Below are 11,411 nucleotides of genomic sequence, written 5' to 3'. Positions count from 1 at the left end.
CAGAATTCATTTAAGATGTCGGAGGAGTGCCGGGCGGAATCTGGCTCGCAGAAATGCTCAGCATTTTTCTTTTGGTCATCTTTTTAGTATAAGGTTTACACGCGGACAACTACTGTCCAGCTTATTGAAAACGAGGAATAACATGCGCATAAAAGTCTGTGCAGGGATTGTAGGTGCAGCATTGCTGCTGGCGGGTTGTAGCACCAGCAATGAGCTGACGGCAGCGGGCCAGAGCGTTCGCTTTGTGGAAGATAAGCCGGGCAGCGAGTGCCAGCTGTTAGGCACCGCCACCGGCGAGCAAAGCAACTGGATGTCGGGACAGCACGGCGAAGAGGGCGGCTCTATGCGCGGTGCGGCCAACGCCCTGCGTAATCAGGCTGCGGCAATGGGCGGTAACGTGATTTACGGCGTAAGCAGCCCGACGCAGGGGATGCTGTCCAGCTTTGTGCCGACCGCCAGCCAGATGAACGGCCAGGTCTATAAGTGCCCGAACTGATAGCCTTTTCCCTCTCCCCGCAGGGAGAGGGTTAGGTAAGCTAACGTTGCCGAAGCTGCAAATCCAGCGGCGTCTTGCTCGGCTCTCCGCCAATCTCGCGTGCCAGCTTCGGCACCATATAACCTGAAACCAGCGTTAACAGCTCGCGCATAATCTGTCGGGCCTCGTCATCCGTCACCATGAAGTGTGCCGCACCCTGTACGCGATCCAGAACGTGCAGGTAATACGGCATCACGCCCGCATCAAATAAGGCATTGCTGAGATCGGCCAGCACGCGGGCGCTGTCGTTTACGCCTCGCAGCAGTACGCTCTGGTTGAGCAGCGTGACGCCCGCCTTACGCAGACGCGCCATCGATGCACGAAAGTCTGCGTCAATTTCATTCGCATGGTTGATATGGTTCACCAGCAGCACCTGCAAACGGGACTGTTCGAGGCGCGTGACCAGCGCGTCGGTAATACGCGCCGGGATCACGATCGGCAGACGGCTGTGAATGCGCAGACGCTTAACGTGCGGAACGGACTCAAGCTGAGTCAGCAGCCAGTCCAGCTCATGATCTTTAGCCATCAGCGGATCGCCGCCGGAGAAGATGATCTCATCCAGCTCCGGGTGCGCCGCGATGTAGTCCAGCGCCACCTGCCAGTTGCGCTTGTTGCCCTGATTTTCGGCATATGGGAAGTGACGACGGAAGCAATAGCGACAATTTACCGCGCAGCCGCCCTTTACCAGCAGCAGGGCACGGTTGCGGTATTTATGCAGCAACCCCGGTACCACACTGTTCTGCTCTTCCAGAGGATCGGTGCTGTATCCTGGTGCCGTAATAAACTCGTCCTGAGAGGTAAGCGTTTGTTTAAGCAATGGATCGTCAGGATTCCCTTTTTCCATGCGGGCAACAAACGCGCGGGGAACGCGCAGGGCGAAAAGGCGCTTCGCCTCACGGCCTGCACGCAACGTTTCATGCTGTTCGAGGTCTAAAAGACGCAGCAATTCATCAGGACTGGTGATTACATCGGCAAGTTGCGATAACCAATCTTCTCTGGACGGGGTGTTTAGGGTTACAATATGCGCCATTTTGTGGCTTAGCTACCAGTTAACAAATTTAGAGGGCCTTATGGCAACGTACTATAGCAACGATTTTCGTGCTGGTCTTAAAATCATGATGGACGGCGAACCGTACGCGGTTGAAGCCAGCGAATTCGTTAAACCAGGTAAAGGCCAGGCATTTGCGCGCGTTAAGCTGCGCCGCCTGCTGACCGGTACCCGTGTTGAGAAAACCTTCAAATCTACTGACTCCGCTGAAGGCGCTGATGTTGTCGATATGAACCTGACTTACCTGTACAACGACGGTGAGTTCTGGCACTTCATGAACAACGAAACCTTCGAGCAGCTGTCTGCTGACGCGAAAGCGATTGGCGACAACGCCAAATGGCTGCTGGATCAGGCTGAGTGCATCGTGACCCTGTGGAACGGTCAGCCTATCGCCGTTACGCCTCCGAACTTCGTTGAGCTGGAAATCGTTGAAACCGATCCAGGCCTGAAAGGTGATACCGCAGGTACCGGCGGCAAGCCAGCAACGCTGTCCACCGGCGCTGTGGTAAAAGTGCCGCTGTTCGTTCAGATTGGTGAAGTGATCAAAGTGGATACCCGCTCCGGCGAATACGTATCCCGCGTGAAGTAATTTACGTCATGATATAAGGCGCAGCGCCCGCTGCGCCTGATTTTGCAGGCAGGGAAGATGAAACGCACCGTTAAAATTCTGCTTCTGTTAGCGCTCTCCGGCGCCATTCTCTCCGGTTGCAACACCGCGCGTGGCGTGGGTGAAGATATCCAGGATCTCGGCCATATCATTTCCCATGCGGCCAGCTAATTCCGTCTAATTTTCCTAAAAATTCTTCCTTTTCCGTCAAACGACAAGATCTTGTCTATTCTTAAGTTGCTATACACAAAATAACTTTGGCTATAAAAGGAAGATATTATGGTTAAGAAAACAATTGCAGCGATCTTTTCTGTTCTGGTGCTTTCTTCGGTACTGACTGCATGTAACACCACCCGTGGCGTAGGGGAAGATATCTCCGACGGTGGTAACGCTATTTCTGGTGCAGCAACGAAAGCTCAGAACTAATGAAAGCGACGGTACGGCGCCTGGTTTCACCGTACCGTCAATTCTCCGCTTCCTGTAGCGATAAAAACGGGGAATAGCGCGTATCCATATGCAGCTTCATGCGGATGTTGCGTTTGTACGTATATACCGTCTTACCGTTAATACGTAAATTGCTGGCAATCTTCTGGTTGCTTGCGCCATCCATCCACAACGTCAGCACTCTTTCTTCCTGACGCGTCAGCAGCGGTGCCGCAACTTTTGGTATTTCCGCAGTGGCGCATGACGTCAGGGCGTCATTGATAACCGTCGCTAATCCTTCCAGATCGGTATGCTTCGACAGCGAAGACCATACCGGGTAATGCGCAAGATAATCCGTCATTTCCTGCTCCTGCCCCGACTGCAGCAGTATAAAAGGCAGCGTTTCGCTGGCAATCAGCAGGGAAGAGAGCTGCTGGAAGTGGTGCATATCCTGCCGAAAGCTATATAAATCGGCGATCACCAGCGAAGGCTTCCATTGCAAAATATGCTCTCTGGCAAGAAAGAGATTATTTAACCCGGTTACGACGAATTGACCCGGAAACAGGCCGGAATGATTGAGCCATGCTTCAAATCCCGTGCGGGTGAAGTGACAACGGTCAACCAAAAGAATTTTGAACATAAAATATTCGCAGTCGGCTAGTGGTTTGGCTTCCTGCCATCAGAAAGCCTAACATCATAGAGAAGTCGGATGAGTTATAAATGCCGGAACTACGTGCCTTACAGAGGCTATTTCTTGCCTTAACGCGTTCAGCAGAAAAGGATTGAAAAAAAATTTCACGCTAACCAAAATAAGAGGCTCAATCTCTGCCTTGCGGGACGACCCGTAAGCGCATCGCTCATCGGGGACGGCCCCAACTTGTCGTTAAGTTAAGGAGCCTGTTATGTCCTGGATCGTTCTTGTTATTGCCGGTTTACTCGAAGTGGTATGGGCTATTGGCCTGAAATACACCCACGGTTTTACCCGCCTGACGCCCAGCGTTATTACCATTGCCGCGATGATTGTCAGTATCGTCATGCTTTCATGGTCGATGCGCACCCTGCCCGTAGGGACGGCTTACGCTGTCTGGACGGGAATTGGCGCGGTAGGCGCTGCCATTACCGGTATTCTGCTGCTGGGGGAATCCGCGAGCCTGGCGCGTATTGCCAGCCTCGCATTGATTGTCGCGGGTATCATTGGGTTAAAACTCAGCACGCACTAATGCGGCTGTTTCACCCAGATTAATTTCGTCACATCAAACCCTTGCCGGGTCGCAACGTCCAGCATCTGCTGCTTCATTTCCGCAGAGATCGCTGGCGTGCGGGAGAGGATCCACAGGTAGTTGCGATCCGGCCCACAGATCAGCGCGTGGCGGTACTCTCTGTCCAGCGCAATGACGTTATACCCGCCGTAGAACGGGCCGAAGAAGGAGACCTTCAGCGCGGCGCGGTTCGACGCGCCGGTGAAATAGGCCTGGCCAACCGACTGCTGCCACATCTGCCGATCCGGGTTATAGCCGCGATTAACGACCTGGATCCCGCCGTCATCCATCGCGCTGTAGGTGGCCGTGACTTTCTCTAAACCGCGTTCAAATTGATGATCCATACGGGCGATTTCATACCACGTACCGAGGAAGCGCTGTGCGTCGAAGTTGCTAACCACCGTAACGCCGGGCGGGGGAGTGGGGGAACTGCAGGCCACAGCTAAAAATGCGGCCGTCACGACGGCAATAACGGGCAGAATGCGCATAAGAATTTCCTTACCGTTTTTTGTTAAGTGTAGATGACGGCAGGAAAATGTGGATGTGGCCGGGTAGGGTGAAGCCGCTACCCGGCAGTGTTTTACTTCAGCGCGCTCAAAATACGATAACCCGCGTCAACGCGCGCCGGGTTGGGGTAACTTTTATTCGCCAGCATCACGATGCCGATCTGTTTTTCCGGAATAAAGGCCACGTAGCTGCCGAACCCGCCAGTCGATCCGGTTTTGTGCACCCAGGAGGCTTTTACAGGCGGTGCCGGAGGAACCACCTCGACCGCCGGCAAGGCGGCCAGCGCCACCTTGCCGTCACTCCCCTCGACCACCGTTTTGGCCTCCACCGGCCAGTTGAGCATCTCCCAGCCCAGACCCTGGTACATTGAACCTACCCGCCAGTAGCGCGACTGTGCCAGCGCGATGCCCTGCTTAAGTGAGGCGTCAGCGACCTTCTCCGGTGCCATGTTTGCCATCACCCAGCCTGCCATATCCTGCACGTTGGTTTTGACGCCATAGGCTTCCGCGTCCAGCATTCCCGGCGAAACGTGAACGGCTTTACCATCACGGTAGCCCCAGGCGTAATTTTTCTCTTCCGCTTCTGGAACGTTAATCCAGGTGTGATGCAGCGCCAGCGGTTTAAATACCCGCTCGGTCATTGCCTGCTCGTAACGCATGCCGGAAGGTTTAACCGCCAGCGCCCCGAACAGGCCGATGCTGGCGTTTGCATAAAGACGCGTTGTGCCCGGCTTCCACTGCGGCTGCCACCGTTGACAGAAGCGCAGCAGGGAGGCGTTATCCGTCACCTCATCCGGTACCTGTAGCGGCAAACCGCCAGCGGTGTAGGTCGCCAGATCCAGCAACCGAATGCCCTGCCACTGCTTGCCTGTCAGCTCAGGCCAGTATTTGGTCACCGGATCGCCCAGCGAAATTTCACCGCGAGCGACAGCATTTCCACCCAATACCCCGGTGAAGGTTTTACTTATAGAGCCCAGCTCGAACAGAGTATCTGGGGTGACGGGTTTGTTGGCCGCGACGTCGGCTTTGCCGAAGGTGTAGTAGTGCGGTTTACCCTGATAAATAACGGCCACCGCCATGCCGGGAATGGACTGGGCTTTCATCAGCGGCGTAATCGTATCCGCGACCACCTGCGCCAGCTGCTTATCCGACACCGGCGCGGCCAGAGCAGAGCAAGAAACGCCGAGCAGCAGGGCGCAGCAAAGGGATTTTTTCATCATCAGTAATCTACCGTAATAGCGAGTCAAGGGGATGTCCGGGCCCGTCAGACAGGCGTAGTCTGTTGGATTTGACTGTATCTGACAAACGGTTAAATTTAGCATTAGCTGTTAATTTTTCTAACGGATGAGGCGATGACCCGAAGCTATCTCCCCCTTAATTCGCTTCGAGCCTTTGAAGCGGCCGCAAGGCATCTCAGCTTTACGCATGCGGCCATTGAGCTGAACGTGACGCACTCGGCCATTAGCCAGCATGTGAAAGCGCTGGAGCAGCATCTGAACTGTCAGCTGTTTGTCCGCGTTTCGCGCGGGCTAATGCTGACCACCGAGGGCGAGAACCTGCTGCCGGTGCTGAATGATTCGTTTGACCGTATAGCCGGAATGCTGGATCGCTTTGCTAACCATCGCGCGCAGGAGAAGCTGAAAATCGGCGTGGTGGGCACGTTCGCGACCGGCGTTTTATTCTCCCGTCTGGATGATTTTCGCCGCAGCTATCCGCACATCGATCTTCAGCTTTCTACCCATAACAACCGCGTCGATCCGGCTGCCGAAGGGCTTGATTACACCATCCGCTACGGTGGAGGGGCGTGGCACGGCACCGAGGCCGAGTTTCTTTGCCATGCGCCGCTCGCGCCGCTGTGCACGCCGGATATCGCCGCCGATCTGCACAGTCCGTCCGATATCCTCAGGTTTACGCTGCTGCGCTCCTACCGACGCGACGAGTGGAGCGCGTGGATGCAGGCAGCAGGAGAACTCCCGCCTTCACCAACGCATCGTGTGATGGTGTTCGATTCGTCAGTCACGATGCTGGAAGCGGCGCAGGCGGGCGTGGGCATAGCCATCGCGCCCGTCGATATGTTTACCCATCTGTTAGCCAGCGAGCGCATTGTGCAGCCGTTTGCGACGCAGATCGATCTCGGGAGCTACTGGCTGACCAGACTGCAGTCGCGGGCGGAAACCCCTGCCATGCGTGAATTTGCCGGGTGGCTGGTGGAGAAGATGAAAAAATAAAAGGCCCACCGGATGGCGGGCCTGTTCACCTAGATAGTGACCACGGCAATCAGCGTGACCACCGTCAGAATGGTCGCCAGACCGTAGAAGACCCATTTACCGCTCGGTACATGGATTTTCAGATCGTGCATCGCATGGTGGATACGGTGCAGGCCGCACCACAACGGCAGAACGATCGTCAGGAAGATGAATGCGCGGCCAATAAAGCTGCTCGCAAAGGCCATCACGCGCTCGTAGCTCAGCGCGTCGCCCGGGAACAGCCCCAGCGGCAGCATAATCCCGACCAGCAGGATGATGACCGGGGCAATAATGGCGCTCCACATGCCGCCTGCGCCAAACAGGCCCCAGAAGACCGGCTCGTCTGAACGTTTTGGATTTGGATTGATCACAATAGTCTCCTTACCAGAACAGTGCGACAAAAAGAATGACTACAGAGACCACTGCCGTCACTCCCCAGAGCCCTTTAATGACCGGCTCTGGTCCCATTTTCTCGCCTTTTACAATAATGTTCGCGGCTTTTGGCGCCAGTTCAAACCAGGTTTTGGTATGAAGCAGCGCGGCTGCGAGCACAATCAGGTTCAGAACAACGATGATTGGGTTTTGCAGGAAGCCCACAAAGCTCGCCCAGGCTTCCGGGCCGTGCTTGAGGGCAAAAACGCCGTACATCAGTTCGAGGCTGAACCAGACCGCAGGAACTGCCGTGCCTTCACGCAGCATATAGAAGCGATAAAACGGCAGTTTTTTCCACCAGGTGGACGGCATCGGCCGCACGTAGGCTTTGCGTTTAGTCGTCATCATGCACTCCTTAGCGTGGTTTCAGGGTAGCGATAAGAAAGTCTTTCGAGCTTTCCACCTTACCCTGCTGAATGGCGGCGGCCGGGTCGACGTGCTTCGGACAGACTTCGGAGCAGTAGCCCACAAAAGTACAGCTCCAGACGCCGTTCTGGCTGTTAAGCTGCGCCATACGTTCTTTTTTACCGTTGTCGCGGCTATCCTCGTTGTAGCGGTGAGCCAGCGTGATCGCCGCCGGGCCAATGAACTCAGGGTTCAGGCCAAACTGCGGACAGGCGGCGTAGCACAGGCCGCAGTTAATGCAGCCGGAGAACTGATGGTATTTCGCCATCTGGGCAGGCGTTTGGGTGTTGGGGCCCTGATCCGGCGTGCGCGGGTTGCCGATAATGTACGGTTTAATCGCTTCCAGACTTTCGATAAAGTGGGTCATATCAACCACCAGATCGCGCTCGATCGGGAAGTTGCCCAGCGCTTCAACCTTGATGCCTTTGGTGTAATCACGCAGGAAGGTTTTGCACGCCAGCTTCGGCACCTTGTTGACCATCATGCCGCAGGAGCCGCAGATTGCCATGCGGCAGGACCAGCGGTAGCTCAGGTCTGGCGCCAGGTTATCTTTGATATAGCCGAGCGCATCCAGCAGGGAGGTTTGCTCGTCGTAAGGGACTTCATAGAAAGCGCTGTGCGGCGCGGTGTCCACTTCCGGATTGTAGCGCACCACTTCAACTTTCAGTTTTTGCATCTCAGCCATTCGCCTTCTCCTTTTTATCGGCGGCTTCTGCTTCTGCACCGTACACGCGTTTCGCTGGTGGCAGCGTGGTGATTTTCACGTCGCTGTAGCCCAGACGGGTGGTGCCATCCGCATCGCGCCAGGCGAGAGTGTGTTTAAGGAAATTAACGTCGTCACGTTCTGTGCAGCCTTCATCCAGGCGCTGGTGCGCACCGCGCGACTCTTTACGAGCCAGGGCTGAATGGGCCATACACTCCGCGACGTTCAGGCCGTGGCCCAGCTCAATGGTGTAGAGCAGGTCGGTGTTGAAGACGCTGGAGGTGTCGGTGATGCGCACGCGCTTGAAGCGCTCCTGCAGTTCCGCCAGCTTGTCGACGGTTTTCTGCATCAGCTCTGGCGTACGGTAGATCCCGCAGCCCTCCTCCATTGAGAGACCCATTTCGTCGCGGATCTTCGACCAGTTTTCGTTGCCTTCCTGGTTTACCAGGCCTTTCAGACGCTTCTCGACGTCTGCGGCCTGCGCATCCAGCGCCGCGCCGTTTGCTTCGCCTGCGGTTGCGGCACGCTCCATCGCGCGCTCGCCCGCCATGCGGCCAAAGACCACCAGCTCAGCCAGCGAGTTAGACCCAAGACGGTTTGCGCCGTGCAGGCCGACGGAGGAACATTCGCCCACCGCAAACAGCCCTTTGATGCGGGTCTCGCACTGCTGATCGGTTTCAATACCGCCCATGGTGTAGTGCGCGGTTGGACGAACCGGAATCGGCTCTTTCACCGGGTCGACACCCACGTAGGCCTTCGCCAGCTCGCAGATGAACGGCAGACGTTCCAGCAGCTTCTTCTCGCCCAGGTGACGCAGGTCGAGATGCACCACGTCGCCGCGCGGCGTGGAGATGGTGTTGCCTTTGCGCCACTCGTGCCAGAAGGCCTGAGAGACTTTATCGCGCGGGCCAAGCTCCATGTATTTGTTTTTCGGCTCGCCGAGCGGGGTTTCCGGCCCCATGCCGTAATCCTGCAAATAGCGATAGCCGTTTTTATTGACCAGAATACCGCCTTCGCCGCGGCAGCCTTCCGTCATCAGAATGCCGGAGCCGGGCAGGCCGGTTGGGTGATACTGCACGAACTCCATATCGCGCAGCGGCACGCCGTGGCTGAGCGCCATGCCCATACCGTCTCCGGTCACGATGCCGCCGTTGGTGTTGTAGCGATAAACGCGGCCCGCGCCGCCGGTCGCCATGACTACCGCGCTGGCGCGGATCTGGACCAGCGTGCCTTCCATCATGTTCATCGCCACCAGGCCACGCGCCTGGCCGTCGTCCACCAGAATGTCGAGAACGAAGTGTTCGTCGAAGCGCTGAATTTGTGGGAACTGGAGGGACGTCTGGAACAGGGTATGCAGCATGTGGAAGCCGGTTTTATCGGCGGCAAACCAGGTGCGTTCGATCTTCATTCCACCGAAGCGGCGGACGTTGACGCTGCCGTCCGGACGTCGGCTCCACGGGCAACCCCACTGTTCAAGCTGGGTCATTTCCGTTGGGCAATGGTGTACGAAGTAATCAACGACATCCTGTTCGCAAAGCCAGTCGCCCCCTGCAACCGTGTCGTGGAAATGGTATTCGAAGCTGTCATGATCCTGCGCGACGGCGGCGGACCCTCCTTCTGCGGCCACCGTATGGCTGCGCATCGGGTAGACTTTTGAAATCAGTGCGATTTTAGCGTTCGGATTGGCTTGTGCTGCTGCGATTGCAGCGCGTAATCCAGCCCCGCCAGCGCCTATTACGGCAAGATCGGCTTGAAAAGTTTGCACGACATTCCTCCAGATTTTTGTTTTCCCGCAACGCGATGAGCTAAAGGTCGTTCACCTGCCCGAACGGGCGGTTGCGGAAGCGATTCCACTGCTCCTTTATGGGTAAAACAGTATAACCGCGTAGATGGAAGGGAAATTTGACGTGTTCGATTTTTTTGCTGTTCTGTGCGGTGATTTATCATCGTGATTAATGAATTTCGTCACAGTATTTTTCTGCGTAATGAAAAGGGACTTTTACTGCGCAAAATTTGTCTCTGCTCCGGCTTGCGAGTAGACTTCGTGCCCTTGTATGAAATCGGAGAAAATACTCATGAGCGAAACGGCCACCTGGCAGCCGAGCGCATCCATTCCAAACCTGTTAAAGCGCGCGGCAATTATGGCGGAGATCCGCCGCTTCTTTGCCGACCGCGGAGTCCTGGAGGTGGAAACGCCGTGCATGAGTCAGGCGACGGTCACGGATATTCATCTGGTCCCGTTTGAAACCCGTTTTGTTGGCCCTGGCCACTCTCAGGGCATGAATCTGTATCTGATGACCAGCCCGGAATACCATATGAAGCGTCTGCTGGCGGCCGGGTGTGGCCCGGTGTATCAGCTGTGCCGTAGCTTCCGTAATGAAGAGATGGGCCGCCACCACAATCCGGAATTTACCATGCTGGAGTGGTACCGCCCGCACTACGACATGTATCGCCTGATGAACGAAGTCGACGATCTGCTGCAGCAGGTGCTGGATTGCGCGGAAGCCGAGACGCTCTCCTATCAGCAGGCCTTCCAGCGCCATCTGGAAATCGATCCGCTATCGGCCGATAAAACCCAGCTGCGTGAGGCGGCGGCAAAGCTGGATCTGAGCAACGTGGCGGATACCGAAGAGGACCGCGACACGCTGCTGCAGCTGCTGTTCACCTTTGGCGTTGAACCCCAGATTGGCAAAGATCGCCCGACGTTTGTTTATCACTTCCCGGCCAGCCAGGCCTCGCTGGCGCAGATCAGCACCGAAGATCACCGCGTGGCGGAGCGCTTTGAGGTGTATTACAAAGGCATCGAGCTGGCGAACGGTTTCCACGAGCTGACCGACGCGCGTGAACAGCAGCAGCGTTTTGAGCAGGATAACCGCAAGCGCAACGCGCGCGGCCTGCCGCAGCAGCCGATTGATACCAACCTGCTGGAAGCGCTTAAGGCCGGTCTGCCGGACTGCTCCGGCGTGGCGCTGGGCGTGGATCGTCTGGTCATGCTGGCGCTTGGCGCGGAACAGCTGGGCGACGTGATCGCGTTTACGGTCGATCGCGCTTAAAGATTAGCCGGGTGGCGCTGTCGCTTACCCGGCCTGTTTCAGACGGCAATTTCCCTTTCCATCTCCGCAAACAACATTAAAAACTGCCACATTCTCTGTACACGGGTCTTTTTCTTAATTTGACTCGTATAGCCACAATATTTGTCTGGTCATCTGCTACCATCCGCGCAGTTTACTTCCTTACCGGATGGCTA

The 11,411-nt window shown here is 56.2% G+C and carries 15 protein-coding genes; 7 read left to right on the top strand and 8 right to left on the bottom strand.

All coding sequences use genetic code 11. The annotated features are described in order from the left end of the window. Window positions 1-142: 142 nt before the first annotated feature. Window positions 143-496, top strand: a complete 354-nt coding sequence (locus tag IM304_RS07535; protein ID WP_003855938.1) for a DUF4156 domain-containing protein — start codon at window positions 143-145, stop codon at window positions 494-496. A 40-nt stretch (window positions 497-536) separates the two neighbouring features. Here IM304_RS07535 and epmB read toward each other — a convergent pair whose 3' ends face one another. After that, window positions 537-1,565 carry an EF-P beta-lysylation protein EpmB gene (gene epmB, locus IM304_RS07530; protein WP_148421823.1) on the bottom strand — a complete coding sequence of 343 codons (1,029 nt, stop codon included), beginning with the start codon at window positions 1,563-1,565 and terminating at the stop codon, window positions 537-539. A gap of 40 nt (window positions 1,566-1,605) precedes the next feature. On the opposite strand from epmB, the gene efp reads away from it, so the two are divergent. The 3 genes from efp to ecnB all read left to right on the top strand — a co-directional run bounded on the left by efp (window position 1,606) and on the right by ecnB (window position 2,616). Then, a complete protein-coding gene (gene efp, locus IM304_RS07525; protein WP_003855940.1) occupies window positions 1,606-2,172 on the top strand; it encodes an elongation factor P in 567 nt (188 codons plus the stop codon). A 57-nt stretch (window positions 2,173-2,229) separates the two neighbouring features. After that, entirely contained in the window at window positions 2,230-2,361 is a 132-nt protein-coding gene (locus IM304_RS07520) for an entericidin A/B family lipoprotein (protein ID WP_148421825.1), read from the top strand. 108 nt (window positions 2,362-2,469) lie between these two features. Next, window positions 2,470-2,616 (top strand): lipoprotein toxin entericidin B, encoded by a 147-nt coding sequence (gene ecnB, locus IM304_RS07515; protein WP_003855942.1) that lies wholly within the window; start codon window positions 2,470-2,472, stop codon window positions 2,614-2,616. 37 nt (window positions 2,617-2,653) lie between these two features. Here ecnB and IM304_RS07510 read toward each other — a convergent pair whose 3' ends face one another. Beyond that, the gene (locus tag IM304_RS07510) at window positions 2,654-3,253 is read right to left on the bottom strand and encodes a LuxR C-terminal-related transcriptional regulator (RefSeq protein WP_148421829.1); all 600 of its coding nucleotides are present in this window, start codon (window positions 3,251-3,253) and stop codon (window positions 2,654-2,656) included. 262 nt (window positions 3,254-3,515) lie between these two features. On the opposite strand from IM304_RS07510, the gene sugE reads away from it, so the two are divergent. Then, the gene (gene sugE / locus IM304_RS07505) at window positions 3,516-3,833 is read left to right on the top strand and encodes a quaternary ammonium compound efflux SMR transporter SugE (RefSeq protein WP_063450951.1); all 318 of its coding nucleotides are present in this window, start codon (window positions 3,516-3,518) and stop codon (window positions 3,831-3,833) included. Here the strand turns inward: sugE and IM304_RS07500 are convergent. Further along, window positions 3,830-4,360 (bottom strand): lipocalin family protein, encoded by a 531-nt coding sequence (locus IM304_RS07500; protein WP_193355545.1) that lies wholly within the window; start codon window positions 4,358-4,360, stop codon window positions 3,830-3,832. The two genes, sugE and IM304_RS07500, sit on opposite strands and share 4 nt — an antisense overlap. Before the next feature lie 92 nt (window positions 4,361-4,452). Further along, complete coding sequence (gene blaACT / locus IM304_RS07495; protein WP_193355544.1) at window positions 4,453-5,598, bottom strand: ACT family cephalosporin-hydrolyzing class C beta-lactamase; 1,146 nt, start codon at window positions 5,596-5,598, stop codon at window positions 4,453-4,455. Between the two features lie 132 nt (window positions 5,599-5,730). Between blaACT and ampR the strand changes: the two genes are divergently transcribed. After that, window positions 5,731-6,606: a LysR family transcriptional regulator AmpR gene (gene ampR, locus IM304_RS07490; protein ID WP_193355543.1), complete on the top strand. Its 876-nt coding sequence runs from the start codon at window positions 5,731-5,733 to the stop codon at window positions 6,604-6,606. A gap of 29 nt (window positions 6,607-6,635) precedes the next feature. Here the strand turns inward: ampR and frdD are convergent, their stop codons facing one another. The 4 genes from frdD to frdA are packed head-to-tail and all read right to left on the bottom strand — an operon-like array spanning window position 6,636 to window position 9,929. Further along, complete coding sequence (gene frdD / locus IM304_RS07485) at window positions 6,636-6,995, bottom strand: fumarate reductase subunit FrdD (protein WP_148421835.1); 360 nt, start codon at window positions 6,993-6,995, stop codon at window positions 6,636-6,638. 10 nt (window positions 6,996-7,005) lie between these two features. Continuing rightward, window positions 7,006-7,401, bottom strand: a complete 396-nt coding sequence (frdC, locus tag IM304_RS07480; RefSeq protein WP_193355542.1) for a fumarate reductase subunit FrdC — start codon at window positions 7,399-7,401, stop codon at window positions 7,006-7,008. A gap of 10 nt (window positions 7,402-7,411) precedes the next feature. After that, entirely contained in the window at window positions 7,412-8,146 is a 735-nt protein-coding gene (gene frdB, locus IM304_RS07475; RefSeq protein WP_148421837.1) for a fumarate reductase iron-sulfur protein, read from the bottom strand. Next, on the bottom strand, window positions 8,139-9,929 hold the full coding sequence (gene frdA, locus IM304_RS07470; protein ID WP_148421839.1) for a fumarate reductase (quinol) flavoprotein subunit: 1,791 nt from the start codon (window positions 9,927-9,929) through the stop codon (window positions 8,139-8,141). The genes frdB and frdA overlap by 8 nt, the downstream gene beginning before the upstream one ends. Before the next feature lie 310 nt (window positions 9,930-10,239). Here frdA and epmA point away from each other — a divergent pair, with 310 nt between their 5' ends. Then, the gene (gene epmA / locus IM304_RS07465; RefSeq protein ID WP_176608906.1) at window positions 10,240-11,217 is read left to right on the top strand and encodes an elongation factor P--(R)-beta-lysine ligase; all 978 of its coding nucleotides are present in this window, start codon (window positions 10,240-10,242) and stop codon (window positions 11,215-11,217) included. Window positions 11,218-11,411 lie beyond the last annotated feature (194 nt).

This window comes from Enterobacter cloacae complex sp. P40C2 (genome assembly GCF_014930695.1).
In the GTDB taxonomy this organism is placed as follows: Bacteria; Pseudomonadota; Gammaproteobacteria; order Enterobacterales; family Enterobacteriaceae; genus Enterobacter; species Enterobacter pasteurii.
This window is presented reverse-complemented; position numbering and strand designations above follow the sequence as displayed.

Coding starts and splice junctions, on each gene's coding strand:
- efp (WP_003855940.1), top strand. CDS start 1,606: ATGGCAACGTACTATAGCAACGATTTTCGTGCTGGTCTTAAAATCATG.
- IM304_RS07520 (WP_148421825.1), top strand. CDS start 2,230: ATGAAACGCACCGTTAAAATTCTGCTTCTGTTAGCGCTCTCCGGCGCC.
- ampR (WP_193355543.1), top strand. CDS start 5,731: ATGACCCGAAGCTATCTCCCCCTTAATTCGCTTCGAGCCTTTGAAGCG.
- sugE (WP_063450951.1), top strand. CDS start 3,516: ATGTCCTGGATCGTTCTTGTTATTGCCGGTTTACTCGAAGTGGTATGG.
- IM304_RS07535 (WP_003855938.1), top strand. CDS start 143: ATGCGCATAAAAGTCTGTGCAGGGATTGTAGGTGCAGCATTGCTGCTG.
- IM304_RS07500 (WP_193355545.1), bottom strand. CDS start 4,360: ATGCGCATTCTGCCCGTTATTGCCGTCGTGACGGCCGCATTTTTAGCT.
- epmA (WP_176608906.1), top strand. CDS start 10,240: ATGAGCGAAACGGCCACCTGGCAGCCGAGCGCATCCATTCCAAACCTG.
- frdB (WP_148421837.1), bottom strand. CDS start 8,146: ATGGCTGAGATGCAAAAACTGAAAGTTGAAGTGGTGCGCTACAATCCG.
- blaACT (WP_193355544.1), bottom strand. CDS start 5,598: ATGATGAAAAAATCCCTTTGCTGCGCCCTGCTGCTCGGCGTTTCTTGC.
- epmB (WP_148421823.1), bottom strand. CDS start 1,565: ATGGCGCATATTGTAACCCTAAACACCCCGTCCAGAGAAGATTGGTTA.
- ecnB (WP_003855942.1), top strand. CDS start 2,470: ATGGTTAAGAAAACAATTGCAGCGATCTTTTCTGTTCTGGTGCTTTCT.
- IM304_RS07510 (WP_148421829.1), bottom strand. CDS start 3,253: ATGTTCAAAATTCTTTTGGTTGACCGTTGTCACTTCACCCGCACGGGA.
- frdC (WP_193355542.1), bottom strand. CDS start 7,401: ATGACGACTAAACGCAAAGCCTACGTGCGGCCGATGCCGTCCACCTGG.